14 protein-coding genes and 1 pseudogene are annotated in these 18367 nt (G+C 67.7%); 7 read left to right on the plus strand and 8 right to left on the minus strand.

Features of this window, described 5'->3' with window-relative positions:
- Positions 1-9: 9 nt before the first annotated feature.
- Complete coding sequence (locus OO71_RS18245) at positions 10-915, minus strand: DNA-processing protein DprA (RefSeq protein ID WP_033290997.1); 906 nt, start codon at positions 913-915, stop codon at positions 10-12.
- 201 nt (positions 916-1116) lie between these two features.
- Here OO71_RS18245 and OO71_RS18250 point away from each other — a divergent pair, with 201 nt between their 5' ends.
- Positions 1117-1467: a YciI family protein gene (locus OO71_RS18250; RefSeq protein WP_033290998.1), complete on the plus strand. Its 351-nt coding sequence runs from the start codon at positions 1117-1119 to the stop codon at positions 1465-1467.
- 34 nt (positions 1468-1501) lie between these two features.
- The gene (locus OO71_RS18255; protein ID WP_033290999.1) at positions 1502-2323 is read left to right on the plus strand and encodes an arylamine N-acetyltransferase family protein; all 822 of its coding nucleotides are present in this window, start codon (positions 1502-1504) and stop codon (positions 2321-2323) included.
- On the opposite strand, the gene OO71_RS18260 is transcribed toward OO71_RS18255, so the two are convergent.
- A complete protein-coding gene (locus tag OO71_RS18260; protein WP_033291000.1) occupies positions 2317-4998 on the minus strand; it encodes a putative bifunctional diguanylate cyclase/phosphodiesterase in 2682 nt (893 codons plus the stop codon). The genes OO71_RS18255 and OO71_RS18260 overlap by 7 nt on opposite strands.
- Before the next feature lie 84 nt (positions 4999-5082).
- Entirely contained in the window at positions 5083-5868 is a 786-nt protein-coding gene (locus OO71_RS18265) for a rhomboid-like protein (protein WP_245633703.1), read from the minus strand.
- 148 nt (positions 5869-6016) lie between these two features.
- Here OO71_RS18265 and OO71_RS18270 point away from each other — a divergent pair, with 148 nt between their 5' ends.
- Positions 6017-6544 carry a hypothetical protein gene (locus OO71_RS18270; RefSeq protein WP_033291001.1) on the plus strand — a complete coding sequence of 176 codons (528 nt, stop codon included), beginning with the start codon at positions 6017-6019 and terminating at the stop codon, positions 6542-6544.
- A 9-nt stretch (positions 6545-6553) separates the two neighbouring features.
- Here OO71_RS18270 and OO71_RS18275 read toward each other — a convergent pair whose 3' ends face one another.
- The 3 genes from OO71_RS18275 to OO71_RS18285 form a co-directional block, all read right to left on the minus strand.
- A complete protein-coding gene (locus OO71_RS18275) occupies positions 6554-7135 on the minus strand; it encodes a GNAT family N-acetyltransferase (RefSeq protein WP_033291002.1) in 582 nt (193 codons plus the stop codon).
- Positions 7136-7138: 3 nt separating this feature from the next.
- The gene (locus tag OO71_RS18280) at positions 7139-8560 is read right to left on the minus strand and encodes a pyridoxal phosphate-dependent decarboxylase family protein (protein WP_051791686.1); all 1422 of its coding nucleotides are present in this window, start codon (positions 8558-8560) and stop codon (positions 7139-7141) included.
- Positions 8561-8735: 175 nt separating this feature from the next.
- Positions 8736-10076, minus strand: coding sequence for a nucleobase:cation symporter-2 family protein (locus OO71_RS18285; protein ID WP_033291003.1), 1341 nt, complete (start codon positions 10074-10076; stop codon positions 8736-8738).
- Between the two features lie 64 nt (positions 10077-10140).
- Here OO71_RS18285 and OO71_RS18290 point away from each other — a divergent pair, with 64 nt between their 5' ends.
- From OO71_RS18290 to OO71_RS18305, 4 genes are all read left to right on the plus strand, one after another.
- Positions 10141-11256, plus strand: coding sequence for a 5-methyltetrahydropteroyltriglutamate--homocysteine S-methyltransferase (locus OO71_RS18290; protein WP_033291004.1), 1116 nt, complete (start codon positions 10141-10143; stop codon positions 11254-11256).
- Between the two features lie 158 nt (positions 11257-11414).
- Entirely contained in the window at positions 11415-12638 is a 1224-nt protein-coding gene (locus OO71_RS18295) for an NAD(P)/FAD-dependent oxidoreductase (RefSeq protein WP_033291005.1), read from the plus strand.
- A gap of 93 nt (positions 12639-12731) precedes the next feature.
- Positions 12732-14450 (plus strand): ATP-binding protein, encoded by a 1719-nt coding sequence (locus OO71_RS18300; RefSeq protein ID WP_033291006.1) that lies wholly within the window; start codon positions 12732-12734, stop codon positions 14448-14450.
- Positions 14451-14507: 57 nt separating this feature from the next.
- The gene (locus OO71_RS18305; protein ID WP_033291007.1) at positions 14508-15239 is read left to right on the plus strand and encodes a Clp protease N-terminal domain-containing protein; all 732 of its coding nucleotides are present in this window, start codon (positions 14508-14510) and stop codon (positions 15237-15239) included.
- Between the two features lie 81 nt (positions 15240-15320).
- Here OO71_RS18305 and OO71_RS48945 read toward each other — a convergent pair.
- A pseudogene (locus OO71_RS48945) lies at positions 15321-16444 on the minus strand (IS30 family transposase).
- A gap of 433 nt (positions 16445-16877) precedes the next feature.
- On the minus strand, positions 16878-18317 hold the full coding sequence (gene gndA, locus OO71_RS18310) for an NADP-dependent phosphogluconate dehydrogenase (RefSeq protein ID WP_033291008.1): 1440 nt from the start codon (positions 18315-18317) through the stop codon (positions 16878-16880).
- Positions 18318-18367 lie beyond the last annotated feature (50 nt).

Below are 18367 nucleotides of genomic sequence, written 5' to 3' on the forward strand. Positions count from 1 at the left end.
GGACCTCGTTCACAGGGCAGCGCGAAGTCGGCTCAGCGCAGCTTCGGCGCTGTGTTGTTCGGCCATGACGTGCCGGACGGTATCGAGCACTTCGCGCAGGCTGTCCGCGCGGTACACGCCTGGCCTGCCTTCGAGCTTCCGCGCCCACTCGTTCTGCCGGACGACTTCGTCGGTCAAGATCACGGCACGACCGTGCTCCACTGCCTTTCGTGCCTGGACGCGTGTCCCGCTCATTTCGCCCGCTTCGACAACTACGGTCGCGAGTCCATAACCGGACATGGTCGCATTGCGCATCAGGAAATTGTGGCGCTGTGGTGGAGCGTCCGGCCAGAACTGGGACAGCAGGAGACCGCGCCGCGCTATCTCCTCATGGAGCCCTCGGTTGGCTGCCGGGTAGTACCGCGTGATTCCGGTTCCGATCACTGCGACTGTGCGGCCTCCCGCGTCCAGCGCTGCTCGGTGCACTGCGGTGTCGATCCCCGTTGCGAGCCCGGCTACCGCGGTGACGTCCTCGCGGATGAGTGCCCTCGCGACTTCTCCGGCGATCCGCAGGCCTCGCTCGGAAGCGTTGCGTGAGCCGACCACCGATACTGCCGGGTCTTCGGCGAGCAGTGCCCCTTGCCAGAACAGCATCGGCGGTACCTCGTAGATGCCGCGGAGGCGGATCGGGTACTCACGGTCCAGGACGGACAGGAAGTTGATGGCGTCCTTTTCCCAGGATTCCAGCTGATCGTGGGCCGCGACGACAGCCGGATGCTCACCGGCATCGGCGAACAGCGTGTCGGGCATGTGATCGCGCCAGGTGTTCAGCGCGCTTCCGCTGGTGAGCACCTCGGCGGTGATCTCCGGCCAGCTCAGCCCGTCCGGCCGAGTGTGGAGCAGCGCGATGAGCGCGGCGTGCTCAGAACGCTTCATGGTGCCCACCCCTTCAGCCTAGTGCCTTCGCGCGGAGGCTGGTCGGCCTCCGATCCGTGTCTGCAGTATCGAACATGTGTACGACATTTTTCAGATCGTGACTGAAAGTAATTCTCAAGTTTCTCCGCACTCCATGTCCGGAACCGTGGTCCGGCGCCGACCTTCTCGTGTCCGAACCGCATCAACCCGGAGGAGAACGTCATGAAGTACCTGCTCACCCTGCACATGGACCCGGTCGTCTGGGACACCTTGGCCGACGACGACAAGAACGCCGTTTACGCCGGGCATGGCACTTTCATCGAAACCATCACCGCGAGTGGGGAGATGGTCGAAACCAAAGCTCTCGCTGAACCGGGTGACTGTGTCACTGTCCGCGTTCGTAACCAGGACGTTCAGCGGGAGACCGGGCTCGTCGGCGGGGCACCGGCGTTCCTCTGTGGTTACTACGTCGTCGATGTCCAGAGTCAGGAGCGGGCCGTCGAGCTGGCCGCGTTGATCCCGGACGCGCGGCACAGCGCCGTCGAGGTGCGGCGGGTGCTGCACGAGGCTTGACCTGGAGCTGAGTCGAGGTTGCAGACTGGGGGGCATGACTGGGGAGTGGAACATCGAAGCAGTCGACCTCGACGCGTACCTCGACCGCATCGGGCAGCCAAAGCCGCCAAAGCCGCCAAAGCAGCCAAAGTCGCGCGAGGAGCCGTCAGCAGCGGCCCTCTCGCGGCTTGCCCAGGCGCACGTCGAGGCGATTCCGTTCGAGAACGTCGACGTCGTGCTCGGGCGGCATCGCGGGATCGAGCTCGATGTCGTCAGCGAGAAGCTCGTCGGGCGGCGGCGGGGCGGTTACTGCTACGAGCAGGCCGGGCTGTTCGCCGCCGTTGCCGAGCGGCTCGGGTATCGCGTGCAGCGGACGGTCGCCCGGGTGCAGCCGCGCAAGAGCGGGCCGTACACCCACATGACGCTGGTGATCACTGCCGAGGGGCGGGATTTCCTCGTCGACGTCGGGTTCGGGGCCGGGATTCTCGTGCCGATGCCGCTGGTCGACGGGGCGGTCGTCGACCAGGCGGGCTGGCCGCATCGGATGGTGCGGCGCGACGGCTGGTGGGTGCTGCAGAAGGACGGGGAGGACCTGCACGAGTTCCTCCCGCAGGTGCACAGCCGCCCGCTCGACTACCAGGTGTTCCACCACTACACGTCCACCCACCCGAAATCGCCGTTCACCGGGCGGCTCGTGGTGATGCGGCTCGAACAGGGAAGGTTCCGCCGAATGCTTGGCCGGGAGTACCAGGAAAGCCGTCCGGACGGCACGGTCGACACCCGCATCATCGACCCCGTCGACCTCGGCAAAACCCTCGAGGACCTGGACATCGTCCTCACCGGAGAGGAACTGGCCGCGTTGCTCGAGCGCTACTGAAACAGCTCCGCGGCAGCGAGCGGCCGGCCAAGGTGGTACCCCTGAGCCTGGTCACAGCCGAGTTCGCGCAGCAACGCCAGTTCCTCGGCGGTTTCGACGCCCTCGGCCACCACCGTCAGGTCCACCGCGTGCGCCATCGCGATGATGCTCGTGACGATGGCCGCCGCGTCGCGGGATTCGGCGATGCCGGTGATGAACGAGCGGTCGATCTTGAGTGTGTCCAAGGTCAGCCGGCGTAGCTGGGCGAGTGACGAGTACCCGGTGCCGAAGTCGTCGATCGCCAGCAGTACGCCAAGGGAACGCAAGGCGGACAACACTTCCGCGGCCGCCGACGCGTCCCGCATCAACGCGCTTTCGGTGACCTCCAAGGTCAATGCGCCGGGCGGCAGTCCGGTGGTGGCCAGCGCGTCGCGGACGGCGGGGACCAGATGCGGGTCGTCGAGCTGGCGTACCGAGAGGTTGACTTTCAGGCTCAGGTCGAGGCCGCGGCCGGTACGCAGGGCGGCGACCTCGCGCGTCGTGTCGCGCAGCACGAACTTGCCCAGCACGTTGATCAGCTCGCTTTCCTCGGCGAGCGGGATGAACTCCGCGGGGGAAATCGCGCCGTGCTTGGGATGCGTCCAGCGCAGCAGCGCCTCGACCCCGACCATGTCGCCGGTACGCAGGTCCACCACCGGCTGGTAGGCCGGCCACAACTGTCCACTGTGGACGGCGTCGCGAAGGTCCTGTTCCATCCGCAGCCGTCGCTGCATGCGCATCCGCAGGGCGACGTCGAAGAACTCGAACCGGCCGCGGCCGCGGGATTTCGCTTGGTACATCGCGACATCCGCGTCGCGCAGCAAGTCTTCGGCACTGCGCCGGTCGTCCGGTTCGACGAGCACGATGCCCATGCTCGCGTCGAGGTGCAGCTGCCTGCCGTGCACCGAAACCGGTTCCGCCAGCACCGACCGCAGATGCGCGGCGAACGCCCGGACCTGCGCCTGCCCGGTCGTCGCGGACGTGACCACCACGAACTCGTCGCCGCCGAGCCTGCCCACCACGTCGTCGGGTCCGGTCGCCCGGCGCAGCCGCTCGCCCGCAATGCGCAGCACCTGGTCGCCGACCGGATGGCCGAGGGAATCGTTGATCAGCTTGAACTTGTCGAGGTCGAGGAACAGCACGGTGACCGCCCCCGGCCGCCGGTCGAGCCGGTCCAGTACCAGGGTGCGGTTGGCCAGCCGGGTGAGCGGGTCGTGCGTTGCCTCGTGCGCGAGCCGGGCGCTGATCGCGCGTCGTTCGGTGATGTCGGTGAACGACGTGACCACCGACCCGCCGTTCGGGTCGTCCGGATCGAGCAGCCGCGAGGTCACCGACACCCAGACGTCCCGCTTGTCGGAACGGCGCAGCCGCACGACGAGACCGTTGTGCGTGATGCCGGTGCGCCGCGTGTGCACAGACGGCAGGTCGTCGTCCGGGAGCCGCGCGCCGGTTTCGTCGTACAGCGGGATCGTCGTGCTCGAAACTCCGATCAGCTTCGCCGCGGGGACACCGAGAATGCGGCAGGCGGCCGGGTTCGCCGACGTGATCAACCCGGTCGGGCCCATCACGAGCACGCCTTCGTCGAGCGCGGCGACCACGGTGGCGTAATGCTGTTCGGCCCGCCGTCGCGCGGTTTGGTCGGCGCAGACCAGGACGTACCCGTCGGCAGTCTCGGCCGCGGACACGCGCACCGACCGCGGCGAACCGTCCCACGCCCGGTGCGTTTGCTCGGCGACCCCGCCTGCCTGCCGGATTGCCTCGGGGTCCGGCTCGGCGCCGAGTACCTCGTGCACCCGGCGGCCGAGTGCTTCCGGGGCAGGCCAGCCGTAGACGGTTTCGGCGGCCGGGTTCCAGCCGGTCACGACGCCGTCGCCGGTGATCGTGACGATGGCGTCGCTGACGTGCGTGACCAGCGCTTCCTGCGTTCTCGCGGCAAGCTCGGCGGGTCGATTCCGGAGCACCACCTGGTACGACGGCGTTTCTCCGCTGCCCGTTGGGACCGATACGGTTTCCGCAGTGAATTTGCTGCCGTCCAGCCGTTTCAGCACTACTTGGACGGGTTCGTCTCCGATCAGCGTCGACTGGGTGACCACGAAGTCCGCGAACGGACGGCCGACCACCTCGTGTGCCGCGCGTGCCGCCAAGAGGTCCAGCGCCGCGCGGTTCGCGTACGTGACGACGCCGCCTTCGTGCACACAGATCGCGTCCGGGCTCAGCTCCACGAGCAAGCGGTACCGGTCGGCCAGTTCCGCCAGCTCGGACCGGTCGGGCGCGGCTTCCGGCACCGCCGAGGCGACGCCCAGCAGGCCGGTCGTGTGGTCCCGCTCGCCGACGGTCCGGGCCCGCACCCGGATGCGGCGGTGGGTGCCGTCGGCGGCGTCATGGGGTTGTTCGAGCTCGAAATCGCGTCCGGGCGGGGTGCGGCGCAGGTTCGCGGTGAGCGGGCGGAGCAGTTCGGTGAGCCGGTCGCACAGCTCTTTTCCGCTCGCGCCGGGGAGACCGAGGACGGCGTCGAGGCCGGGCAGCCACGTGAGGGTGGTGGGTTCGGCGGCATGCAGGGAGAACACGACCCCTGCGCCGGCTTCCGGACGCAGGCCCGCGAGCTGGGCTCGCCAGGTGTCTCCACCCGGTTCACCGGCCAGGGCGTCAGCCTCCATGGTGCTTCCGATCCCCCTCGTCGGCGTGTGGCCCGTCGATTACACCACCGAGTGAAGCCCGTGTATATCCACCCGGACCGACGGCTACCTCACTCGTCCGGACCACAAGTGCGGGTGCGATCGGGCAGTAATGGGCACTCTGCGCAGCCGGGGACCCCAGATGAACAGCCCGAAATGGGCAGCGCAGGCATGGCCGAGCGCGGTGACGACGGCGGCGAGGCTGACCGGATCGTCCGTGACGTACACGCTCACGATGAACAGCTCCAGCGCCACGATCCCGGCAATCCGCGCCCGGCCGCGCAGGAGGTGGACGAGCGCGCCCGCGGTGGTCAGGAACCCGTAGCTGACGCCGATGTCGAGCCATCGACCTGCGGATGCCGGGAGCACGCCGGAGCTGATGAGGGCCATCACGGGCACCTCGGTGGCGAGCGTCGCGAGGAGGTGGCCGCTGAAGAAGACGGCGGCGGTACGGAGGCCGCCGAACCGCCGTTCGAGCGGGGCGACGGCGACCGCGAAGATCACCGCGTACCCCAGCCAGCCGCCGTCTTCGATCCACAATGCGCTGGTCAGGAGCGAGGCGATCGGGCGGCGCCAGAGGTTGTGGGCGTCGGTGCTGGAGACGGCGAGGAGGCGCTCGGTGAAGGCAGGGTCCCCGAAGCGGAGGATCAGCGAGGTGCCGAGGAGGAGGACCAGGTAGCCGAAGGTGAACGGCGTGCTCCGCGGGGTGGGGACGAAACGGAGCCAACGGCGGGCCCGCAGTTTCGCGGTTGTCCCGGCTGCTTCGGGCAACGCGACAAGGTCATCCCGGCCGGTACTCACACCGCCGGGTGAACCCGCGTCACGCAGCATGGGTCCAGCGTGGACGGGCATGCTGGGATTTTGGCCAAGAGCAGCTGTGAATGCGCTGTGATTCACACCCGGTAGAGTGAGCACGCAGGGTAGAGAATTTCCCCGTTTGTCACCCGTTCGGTGGGCACTTCCGGTAGGAATGGGCCACTCCTGGTGAAAGGTCACGCTGGTGAACGACGAGGTTTCGGTCGCCGAGCTGCTGGTGCGCGAGGGGCATCCCGGACGGATGCCACCGCCGTCGCGGTCTCGGTGGCGGATGGTCGCCGTGATGCTCGCCGTGGTCGTCGGGTGCGGGGCGGCGGCCGTGCTGGTCTCGTACGGGACCACGGCGCACGACGAGGCCACCGGTGTCACCAAGATGCGCGTGATCCAAATGCCCGACCGCACCGAAGGCGCAGGCGGCGTCAACGAGACCAACCCGCCCACCATCACCGCCGAGGACACCGAACAGGCCGGTGGGGGCATTACTCTTGCCCCGTCGGCCAATCCGAACCTCGACCCGCTCAATGACCATGGCGGGGTCACCCCGGACAGCCCGGCGCATCCGACCTCGGCGGCCGGACCTCCGTCGACCAGCGTTCCCGCCTCGACGACGCAGCCGCCACCGAGCTCGTCCGGCACCGTGAGCCCGACCAGGACGTCGACGCCCAGCAGTGACGAACCGCCGCCCTGCGTGCTCCTCATCCTCTGCGGATGAGCCCGGCCGTCAGGGGACGGCCCGCCACATCGGCCGGAAGGCCGGTCCGCCGCCGGGGAGCGTGATCGGCTCGCCGCCGTGGTCGCGGTAGCCGAGGCGGTGATACAGGTGCACGTTGCGCGGTGCGCTGGCCTCCAGGTACGTGGCCGTGCCCTCGGCGTCGGCGCGGGCCAGCCCGTGGCGCATCAGGTGGCTGCCCAGCCCGCGGCCCTGCCGGTCCGGCCGGACGCCGACGAACTGCACGTGCCAGTGCGGCTCATCCGGGATTCGCTTGCCCAGCAACCGGAACACGACGTCCATCCGGTCGATTTCGTCCTGGGTCAGCCCGGGGAGGTCGAATTCGCCGTCGTCGGGACCGCCCGGGGTCCACAGTGCGACGGCAGATGCGTCCTCGGTGAGGTCGATCCGACCGGCGGCGAGGGTGGCTTCGGTGAGGATGCGGTAGAACGCCGGGTTGGCGTCGGTGCGGCGGCGTTCGGCGTCGGGGAACAGCCAGGTGTTGATCGGGTCGTCCTGGAAAGCTGCGGTGAGAAGGTCGGTCACGGTGTCCACTTCGGACGGACGGGCCGCGCGTACTGCCGGGTGGGTCATGGGTCAGCCTTTCGCGAGAGTGGTCAGCCGGTCGGCGACCAGGTCGATGTCGTCGGCCGTGGTGCGGTGGTTGGTGACGCAGGCGCGGATCCCGACACGGCCGCGTACCCGGGCGGGGCCGAGCAGTGCGGTGCCTTCGTCGTGCAGTCTCGTGACCAGTTCGACGTGTGCCTCGTCGCTGCGGCCGGGTACCCGCAGGCACACCGCGGTGAGGTTCACCGGGTTCATCAGTTCGAGCGTGGGGTCGGCCGACACGCGCGCGCCGAGCCGGCCCGCCAGCGTCAGGCAGTTTTCGGCGGCCGACCGGAAAGCGTCGACCCCGAAGGTGCGCAATGCGGCCCACACCTTCAATGCCTTGAAACCGCGGGAAAGCTGCGGCCCGTGGTCCATGTAGTCGAGCAGCTGGTCGTCGTCGATGGCGGTGAGGTACGTCGACGACGAGGAAAACGCAAACGCCGCACGCAGTTTCGTCATGTCCTTCACCAGCAGTGCGCCTGCTTCGAGCGGAGCGAAGAGCATTTTGTGCGGATCGACGGTGATGGAATCGGCCCGGGACAATGGCAAGAGATCGTCCCGCATGGATTCGGCGAGCACGAACAATGCGCCGTACGCACCGTCGACATGCAGCCAGAGTTCTTCCCGCGTGCACAAATCGGCAATCGGCCCGATCGGGTCGATCGATCCGGTGGTGACGGTTCCCGCGGTGGCGACAACGCAGAACGGCTCGTTCCCCGATTCCCGGTCTTCGGCAATCGCACGGGCAAGCAGATCGACGCGCATCCGGAACGCGGCGTCGGTCGGAATGTGCCGGACGTGGCGCAATCCGATCCCGAGAACTGCCGCGGCTTTCGCGACGCTGCGGTGTGCTTCCTTGGACGTGTAAAGCACCAGCGGCGGCCGGTTTTGCTGCAGGCCGAGGTCGCGGAAATCGGGCCTGCGGTCGGCTATTGCGGCACTGATCGCGTCTTTCGTGGCACCCGATCCGCCACTGGTCAGTATTCCGCCCGAACCGGGTCCGAGGCCGAAGAGCCCGCACAGCCAGTCGGCGACGGTGCGCTCGATCACGTTGGCAGCAGGGGAAATCTGCCACAGATTGCAGTTCTGGTTCAGCACGGCGGCGACGGCCTCGGCGTACGGGCCGATCCCGTTCGGCGGACCTTGCACGTAGGCGAGAAAGCGCGGGTGGGCGATGGCGGTGGTGTGCGGAACTATCCGGTCGACGACGTCCGCGAAGAACGTTTCCACCCCGAGCCCCTTTTCCGGAAACGGCTCGGCGAGCAGTTTCGTGAGGGTGCCCCGATCGGGGTCCGGGACGATCGGGCGGTGGGTGAGCGAATTCTCGTAGCGGTCGGTGAATTGGGACAGCAGGGTCGCTGCCCTGGTCCGTTCGGCGGCGTCGAGAACGAGGGGGGAGGTGGCGTGCATTCAGGTGCCTCGTCCGGTTCGGAGATCAAGGGGCCCACAAGGTGCCACGAACAAGATCGACAAGGCAATGGTGCATTCGGAGGATGTCCGCTTTTCTGGCCTTTTTATTCGAATGTGCCGGGGATCAAGGTCCGAAGGGGAAGAAATGAGAGAGTGCCCGGGCAGACCGGGCGGCTCACGGCAGCAGGTCGTCCTCGCGCCGCCTGCCGAGGTGGTTGAACAGCAGGTTCAGCACGAACGCCAGCACCGCCGCGACCGTGATCGGGCTGCCGCAGATCGTCCGCAGCCACGCCGGGAAGTGCTGGAAGAACACCGAACTGCCGAACCGGTCGAGCCCGAAGGCGGGCAGCAGCCCGACGCCGAGCGCCACTGCGGCGACGAATGCGTTGTGGGTACCGGAAAACTTCACTTTCGCGAGGTTCTGCACGCCGACCACCGCGACCATCGCGAACATCACCACGGCCACCCCGCCGACCACCGGTTCCGGCACCGCGGCGATGAACGCGCCGATCTTCGGCACCAGGCCCATGATTACGAGCAGACCGCCGGTCACCGCGACCACCCAGCGGCTGCGTACGCCGGTCATCTGGACCAATCCGACGTTCTGCGCGAACGCCGTGTCCGGGAAGGAGTTCATGAACCCGCCGAGTACCGCGGACAGGCCGTCGGTGGCGAGGCCGCGGGCGAGGTCGGCGCGGGTCGCGGGACGGCCGGTGATCTCGCCGACCGCGACGAGGTCGGCCGTGGTTTCGGTGAACGACACCAGCATCACCACGCACATCGAGACCATGGCGGCGATCGGGAACGTCGGCGCGCCGAAGTGGAACGGCGAGCCGAGGCCGAACCAGCTCGCCTGCGTGACGCCGTCGAAGTGCGCGCGGCCGAGCGGAATCGCGACGAGCAGCCCGGCCACGAGCGCGACCAGCGGCCCGATCTGGCCGAGGAAACCACGCAGCACCCGGGTGAACAGCACCACCAGCGCGATCACGCCGAACGCCAGCCCGAGGTTCGCCGGATCGCCGTAGGACGGGTCGCCGGTGTCGTGGCCGCCGATCATCGCGGCGCCGGGGCCGAGCAGCGAGATGCCGATGACGAGCAGCAGCGTGCCGGACACGAGCGGCGGGAAGAACCGGATCAGCGCAGCGAACGGCCGCGCGATCAGCAGCCCGAAGACGCCGGACACGATCATCGCACCGTAGACCGCCGTGATGCCGTACTGCGAGGCGATCAGGACCATCGGGTTGACCACGGTGAACGTCGCGCCCGCCACCACCGGCAGCCGGACGCCGAGCAGCTTCCCGATGCCGACCGACTGCACCAGCGTCGCCACTCCGGCCACGAAGAGGTCGGCGTTCACCAGCAGCGCGACCGACGCGCGGTCCAGGTGCAAGGCACTGCCGACGACCAGCGGAACGGCAATGCAGCCGGTGTACATGATCGCCATGTGCTGCAGCCCGAGCAGGAGCAGCCGCCCGGCGGGCAGGCCCCGGTCGACCGGGTGCACGGAGTTCGGCATGTGCGGCTCTTTTCCGGGTCGGCTCGCCGGACATACCGGCGGTTTGTGTGTGACGATGCCAGACATGACTGCACGACCTCCGTTCCGTGCCGATCATGTCGGGAGCCTGCTGCGTCCGCCGGTGCTGCGCGAGGCGCGGCGCGGCCACGCCGCCGGGGACATCACCGCCGAACAGCTGCGAGCCGTCGAGGACGACGCGATCCGCGACGTCGTCAAGATGCAGAAAGCAGCCGGGCTGGCCTCCGCAACCGACGGCGAGTTCCGCCGGTCTTCATGGCACATGGACTTCATCTACGCATTGGGTGGCATTTCCCGCAGCGACGAACGCCTGCACGTGAAATTCCACAACCTCGCCGGCGATCTGGAATTCAGTCCGCCGGGACTGCAGGTGGACGGAAAGGTGCGACTGGACGCACCGATCTTCGCCGACCATTTCGAGTTCTTGAAAGCGCACACCGATCCGGGCATCACGCCGAAACTCACCATCCCGTCACCGAGCATGGTCTATTACCGCGGCGGCCGGGCGGCAGTGAGCGAAACGGTGTACCCGGATCTGGGCGAATTCTTCACCGACCTGAGCGCGGCGTACGCGGCGCAGCTGAGCGCAATGGGTTCGCTCGGGTGCACGTATCTGCAGCTGGACGACACCAGTCTGGCGTACCTCAACGACCCGGCGCAACGGGAGCTCGTCGCGCGAATGGGCGGTGACCCGGACACCCTGCATTTGCGCAATATCGCAACGATCAATGCCGCACTGGCCGGGAAACCGGATGAGATGACGGTGACGACCCATTTGTGCCGCGGGAATTTCCGTTCGTCGTGGGTGGCTTCGGGTGGTTACGAATTCGTCGCCGAGGCGGTATTCGGAGAGCTCGGGGTGGATGGGTTTTTCCTGGAGTACGACGATGAGCGTTCCGGTGGGTTCGAGCCCCTTCGGTTTGTGCCCGAGGGAAAGCGGGTGGTGCTCGGGCTGGTCACCACGAAACGGCCTGAGCTGGAAGATCCGGATGCATTGGTGCGGCGGATCGAGGAAGCCTCGCGGTATGTGGATATCGACCGGCTGTGCTTGTCCCCGCAGTGCGGATTTTCCTCCACCGAGGAAGGGAATGACCTCACGGCGAGTGATCAGCTGCGGAAGCTGGAGCTGATCGTGTCGACGGCGGAACGCGTGTGGGGCTGACCGGTCTCCTGCATTCCGTGAAGGGAACCATCACGGAATCTGATTCCCTCATGGTTCCCTTCACCGCCGGACGGATCGCGTTCCGGGGATGAGCCCGGTCTCCTCGACGATCTTGGCCTCCTGTGCTCAGATGGAGTCAGGATGTCGGGAGGAGAGAGATGAGCACCGAGACCGTGCTAGTCATCGGCGCCGGACAGAGCGGATTCCAGACCGCAGCGTCCTTGCGGGACAAGGGCTTCGCTGGACGGGTCGTGCTGGTCGGGGACGAACCCGGTGTCCCGTACCAGCGCCCGCCGCTGTCGAAGGCATACCTGGCGGGCACCGCCGGGGTCGAGCACCTGCATCTGCGGCCGGAGGATTTCTTCGCGGAAAAGAACATCGAGCTCGTGCCGGGGCGCGTGGTCGCGATCGACCGGGCGGCGGCGCAGGTCCGGCTCGAAGACGACACCACGCTCGGGTACGACCACTTGGTGCTGGCCACCGGCGCACGCAACCGCACATTGCCGGTACCCGGCGCCGACCTCACCGGCGTCCTGACCCTGCGCACCCGCCTGGACGCCGACAACCTGCGGTCCTCGCTGGACGCCGCACGCGAGGTAGTGGTGATCGGCGGCGGGTTCATCGGACTGGAATTCGCCGCGCACGCCGGACGTCCGGTCACCGTCGTCGAGGCGCAGGACCGCTTGATGGCGCGGGTCGCGTCACCGGAGATTTCGGAGTTTTTCGCCGAACATCACCGGTCGGCCGGGCATACGGTGCTGCTGGGCACGGGCGTCACCGCGCTGCACGGTTCGGGGCGGGTCGAGTCCGTAGAGCTTTCCGACGGACGACGGCTACCTGCGGACCTCGTGGTGGTCGCGGTCGGCGTCCTGCCGGAGACGACGCTCGCCGCCGCGGCCGGGCTCACGGTGCACAACGGCGTCGTCGTGGACGAGCATCTGCGCACCGAAGACCCGCAGATCTTCGCAATCGGCGACTGCGCGTCCTTCCCGTGCGTGCAAGCGGGCAGTGTGGTGCGGCTGGAATCGGTGCAGAACGCCGTCGACCAGGCCCGATCGGTAGCCGCGGCAATCACCGGAGAACCGGCGCGCTACGACAGCCTCCCGTGGTTCTGGACCGACCAGACCGGCGCAAAACTGCAGATCGCAGGCATCCTGGGCGCCGCCGATCGCACCGTACTGACCGGCGATCGCGCCGATGGCCGCTTCTCGGTGCTGTCCTTCCGCGACGACGTCCTGATCGCGGTGGAATCGGTCAACCGCCCGCCGGACCACATCGCCGCCCGCCGCCTGTTCGCCGCGGATCCGCGGCCGGGGTACGCGGATCTGGCGGCGAGTTCATTCGATCTGAAGGCGCATGTGAAATCCCGTTCGGCGGCTTGACGGGGGCCAGTACGTAGCTTCGGCCGCTCCACATGCTCACTCACATGCTCACTGGAGGTAGAGTGAGCATGTGAGTGAGCATGTGGGGGCTTGATGCTGGACGACGAGCTGGCGGAGATCATCCGCAACCTCCGGCAGCTTGGTGCGGATGACGCCGACATCGAGGCCAAGCGCGCGGAGGATCGTCTGCCCAAGTCCGTCCGGGACACGGTGTCCGCGTTTGCCAATACCCGAGGCGGCGTCTTGATCCTCGGCCTGGACGAAGCTTCGGGATTTCGCGCCGGAGGGGTGCGTGACCCGGCGAAGATGACCGCTGACCTTGCCGCGGTCTGCGCGGATGAAATGGAGCCACCGCTGCGGCCGCTCATCAAGACCCACCGTTTCGAGGGGGTCGATCTCGCCGTCGCCGAGGTGCCGGCTCTCGACAACCGGAGTCGGCCTTGCTTCGCGAAGCGGGTCGGGATGGCGCAGGGCAGCTACGTCCGGGTCGGTGACGGCGACCGTCGGCTCAGTGGCTACGAAGTGCACCTGATGGTTGCCAACCGCGGGCAGCCGCGAGACGACGAGGAGGTGGTTTCCGGCACCGGACTCGATGACCTGGATCCCGAACTCCTCACCGCCTTCGTTGCACGACTACAGGAACAACGACCGCACGCGTTTGCCGATCTCGCTCGCGATGACATTCTGCGCCGGGTGAAGATTCTCGTCGGTGATCACGTGACCGTGGCCGGATTGCTGGCTCTCGGCCGTTATCCTCAGCATTTCTTCCCTCAGCTGATGGTCTCCTTCGTGCATTACCCGACATCCGATGGCTCCGATATCCGCACCGGGGACAGGTTTCTCGACAACCGGCTACTGGAAGGTTCCATTCCCGTGATCGTCCGCGACGCACTGGCTGCGCTCCGGGCGAACATGTCGCGCCGGGCGACAGTGCGTGGTGCCGGGCGAATCGACAGCTGGGAGTATCCGGAACTGGCACTTCGCGAGGCGGTGGTCAATGCGTTGGTGCACAGGGATTATTCGCCGGAGTCTCGTGGTACCCAGGTCCAGATCGAGATGTATCCGGACCGTCTGGTCGTGCGCAATCCCGGAGGGCTCTATGGCCCGGTCACCGAGGAAACGCTGGGGGACGAGGGTGTTTCCTCGGCTCGGAATGCCACGTTGCTCAGGCTTCTCGAAGACGTCCCGTTGCCGGGAACGTCACGCACGGTGTGCGAGAACCGTGGTTCGGGAATTCGCACGATGATAATGGCATTGCGCGACGCATCATTGAGTCCGCCGCGATTCGTGGACAAAATTTCGTTGTTCCGGGTCGAATTCCCCAATCATGCGCTCATCAGCGATGAAGTCGTCGGATGGATTCGCGGTCTCGGGGAGTACGGGCTCACTGACAGCCAGTGCCTCGGGCTGGCCATGAGCAAGGTCGGAGACGTCCTCGACAACCAGTCGTACCGCGGCGCGACCGGGGTGGATTCCCGGCGGGCGACGGCCGAGCTCGGCGATCTGGTCGCTCGGGGCCTGCTCCAGCAAACGGGAAGCCGGCGCTGGGCACGCTACGAGCTTGTTCCTTCCGCGCGCGCTGATCTTCCGCCCAGCAGCAGGCGGGACCGCCGCCATGAGGTACTGGATGTGCTGGGTGCCGAGGAGCTGACGCGGGCGGAGCTGGCTGTCCGGCTGGACATGCCGGACAAGACCGTTTCCCGCTGGCTGCGCATTCTGCGCGAGGAAGGGATGGTCCAGCTGACCGGAGGGTCCACTCGCAGCCGTAACGTCCGTTATCGGCGTACCGGCAAGGCCATGCTCGGGGAATGACCCTCTGCGTCAACCCAAGGTTGACGCCACGGGGATCGTCAACCTAAAGTTGACGCCATGACGATCCCCGTGAAACTGGACGACCTCATCTCTGCCATCAAGGCCAACAACGACCGTGACGCGCTTGCGCAGCTTTCCGATGCCGTGTACGTCGGGGAGCGTCTCGGTGAGCTGGCCGACCATCTCATCGGGCATTTCGTGGACCAGGCTCGCCGGTCGGGTGCCTCGTGGACCGAAATCGGGACCAGTATGGGGGTTTCGAAGCAGGCGGCGCAGAAGCGCTTTGTCCCCAAGGCTGATTCCGGTGGTGATCGGGCGGGGTCGATCGAGCGGTTGTACAGCCGGTACACCGATCGCGCGCGGCATGTCGTAGTCGAGGCGCAGAAGGCGGCCGTCGACGCGAAGAGCGCCGGGATCGACACCGTTCACCTGCTGCTCGGGCTGCTCAGCGAGCCCGCGGCGCTGGCGGCGGGCGTGATTCTCGCCCAGGGGGTCACGCTCGCGGCCGTCAAGGAGGCCGCCGAGGCGAAACTACCCGAACCCGTCGATCCGGTGCCGAATCCGGTGCCGTTCACGCCTGCGGCCAAGAAAACCATGGAACTGACCTTGCGCGAGGGGCTGCGGCTCGGGCACAACTACATCGGTACCGAGCACATTCTGCTGGCCCTGCTGGAACAAGGCGAGGGCGCCGGGTACGAGGTCCTCACCGGGCTGGGGGTCACGAAGGAACCTGCGGAGGCCAAGATCAGCGAGGCTATCGCGGAGATCCTGGCCGCCCGCCAGCCATGAAGTCCGTGAAGTCCGTGAAGTCCGTGAAGGGAACCATGAGGGAATCTGGGTGGATTCGAGGGGTGGTTGCAACGCGGGTGGTCAATTGGTGAGGAGTGTAGTGAGGCGCTCGGCTGGGGTGTCCCAGTCGAGTGTTTTGCGTGGGCGGCGGCCCGAGTTGTGCGGCGACGGCGGTGAGGTGGTCGGGGGTGTGGATGGACAGGTCGGTGCTTTTGGGGAAGTACTGGCGGAGCAGGCCGTTGGTGTTTTCGTTGCTGCCGCGTTGCCAGGGTGAGTGGGGGTCGCAGAATTAGACCGGGATCCCGGTGGCGAGGCTGAATTCGTGGTGGCGGCCCATTTCGCTGCCTTGGTCCCAGGTCAGGGATCGTTGCAGGTGTGCGGGCAGGGTCGCGACGGTGGCGACGAGTGCGTCGCGGACGTGTTCGGCGGTGCGGGGCGTGGGGCAGGTGCGCGAGCAGGACGTAGCGGGTGGTGCGTTCGACCAGGGTGGCGATCGCTGAGGCGTTGTCCTTGCCGATGATCAGGTCGCCTTCCCAGTGCCCGGGGACCGCGCGGTCGGTGGCCTCGGCCGGGCGTTCGCTGATCATGATCATGGGTTCGGTGAACCGGGGCCGGCGTCGCTCGCTGCTGCTGCGGCGGCGGGGTGTGCGCATCGTGCGGCCGGTGCGCAGCGCGCGAGCCAGCTCGCGGCGCAGCTCGCCGCGGCCTTGGAGGTAGAGGGCCTGGTAGATCGTCTCGTGGGTCACGTGCAGCTCCGGCCGGTCAGGGTGGTCGCGGCGCAGCCGGCGGGCGATCTGCTCCGGGCTGAATTTCTCCGCCAGCATGCCCTGCACCAGGCCCCGCAGCGCGGGACAGGCCGCGATCTTGCCCGTCTTCGGCCGCGGGCGGCGGGCCCGGGCCAGCTCGTGCGCCGCGTGGGGCCGGTACTCGCCCGAGCCCGGACGAGTGTTACGGCCGATCTCCCGGCTGACCGTGGACGGGCTGCGACCCAGCTCGGTCGCAATCGACCGCAGCGAACGACCCGCGGCCAGCCCGTCCGCGATCACGATCCGCTCCTCGACCGACAGGAACCGGCCCGAACCCGGCTCCGGCCGGACCGGACGCGAGTTCCCGTTCCACCCAGCCCGGCTCGGCCGCCCGTACCGCCACAACTGCCCCGTCCGCCGGCTAACCCCGACAATCCGGCACGCCTCGACCGTGCCCACACCCTCCGCCACAAGATCAAAATACCGGCGGCGTTCCACCACCAACCGCACACGACCCCGCCACGCCCGACCCTCCCCAACCACAACAACCCCTGCACAACTCAGGCGTTGCAACCACCACCAGAACCCAAGCTGATTCCGTGATGGTTCCCTTCACGGACCTTGGTCCGGCAGCCCAAGGTGACGGTTGCTGCCTTGGGGCTGGTCCCGGGGGTTGGGCGGCTGCCGAGAGGTCACGCTGGGCATGAACGCAGGGTTCGCGCTGACCAGCAGGTTTCCATGAACCTGCAGTAATTCTCGTGACTCGTCACCGGCCCGCGGCCCCGTGCGAGAGAACGAGGGACTGGCCAGCGCCAACGCTGACCGCGGAGCCAGGGCCAGCAAACGCGGCCACACCTCAGCCGGTACCCCACGGTTAAACCCATGGGGACTTTCAGGACTCGACTTCGGCCCGTCCGTCCGCGGCCCACAGGGTGTGGAACGAACCCGGACGGTCCACCCGCCGATACGTGTGCGCGCCGAAGAAATCGCGTTGACCCTGTACCAGCGCGGCGGGCAAGCGGTCCGCGCGCAGGCCGTCGTAGTACGCCAGCGCGGTGGCGAAACCGGGCGTCGGGATGCCCAGCCGGACTGCCGTGGAGATCACCGAACGCCACGAGTCTTGTGCGTTCTCCACCGCGGCCCGGAATCCGCCCGACGTGAGCAGCGTCGGCAGGCCCGGCTCCGCGGCGTACGCGGACGTGATGTCGTTCAGGAACTTCGCCCGGATGATGCAGCCGCCGCGCCAGATTGCGGCGACGCGGCCGAGGTCGATGTCCCAGCCGTACTCCGTGGCTCCGGCCTGGATCTGGTTGAAGCCCTGCGCGTACGCGACCACCTTCGACGCGTACAGCGCCTGTTCGACGTCGTCCGCGAAGGTCTCCAACGCCGCACCGGTGAGCGGTGTCCGCGAAGGCCCGCCCAACCCGCGTGCTGCCGCGCGCAGCGACTGTGACCCCGAAAGCGACCGCGCGAACACGGCTTCCGCGATACCGCTGATGGGCACGCCGAGGTCGAGACCGATCTGTACGGTCCAGCGGCCGGTGCCCTTCTGCTCCGCGGCATCCTCCACCACGTCGACGAACGGCTTGCCCGACGCGGCGTCCACGTGCTTCAGGACTTCGGCGGTGATCTCGATGAGGTACGAGTCGAGCCGTCCGGCGTTCCAGGTGTCGAACACACCCGCGATCTCGGCGGGCGAGTACCCCGCGGCGCCGCGCAGCAGGTCGAAGGACTCGGCGATGAGCTGCATGTCGGCGTACTCGATGCCGTTGTGCACCATCTTCACGAAGTGGCCCGCGCCGTCCGCGCCGACGTGCGTGCAGCACGGTTCGCCGTCGACCTTCGCCGAGATGTCCTCGAACAGCGGACCCAGCGATTCGTACGACTCCTTCGACCCGCCCGGCATGATGCTCGGCCCGTGCAGCGCGCCTTCCTCGCCGCCGGACACCCCGGTGCCGACGAAGTGCAGACCGCGTTCCCGCAGCGCCTGTTCGCGGCGGCGCGTGTCGGCGAAGTGCGCGTTGCCCGCGTCGACGATCACGTCGCCCGGTTCGAGCAGCGGCGCGAACTCCTCGATGACGGCGTCGGTGGGGCCGCCCGCCTTGACCATGATCACGATCTGCCGCGGGCGCTCCAGCGCGTCGACGAACTCCTTCGCGGAGTACGCCGGGATGAACTCGCCTTCGTCGCCGAACTGCTCGACGAGTGCGCGGGTCCGCTCCTCGGAGCGGTTGTGCAGGGCGACCGTGTGCCCGTGCCGGGCCAGGTTCCGTGCCAGGTTGCGGCCCATGACCGCAAGGCCGGTGACCCCGATGCTCGCCTTCTTGCTCATCCGAACCCTTTCCGAAGTCTCTGCCGGAATCCGAGCCTAGCCACCGCCCC

This window comes from Amycolatopsis jejuensis (assembly GCF_000717335.1).
Classification (GTDB): domain Bacteria; phylum Actinomycetota; class Actinomycetes; order Mycobacteriales; family Pseudonocardiaceae; genus Amycolatopsis; species Amycolatopsis jejuensis.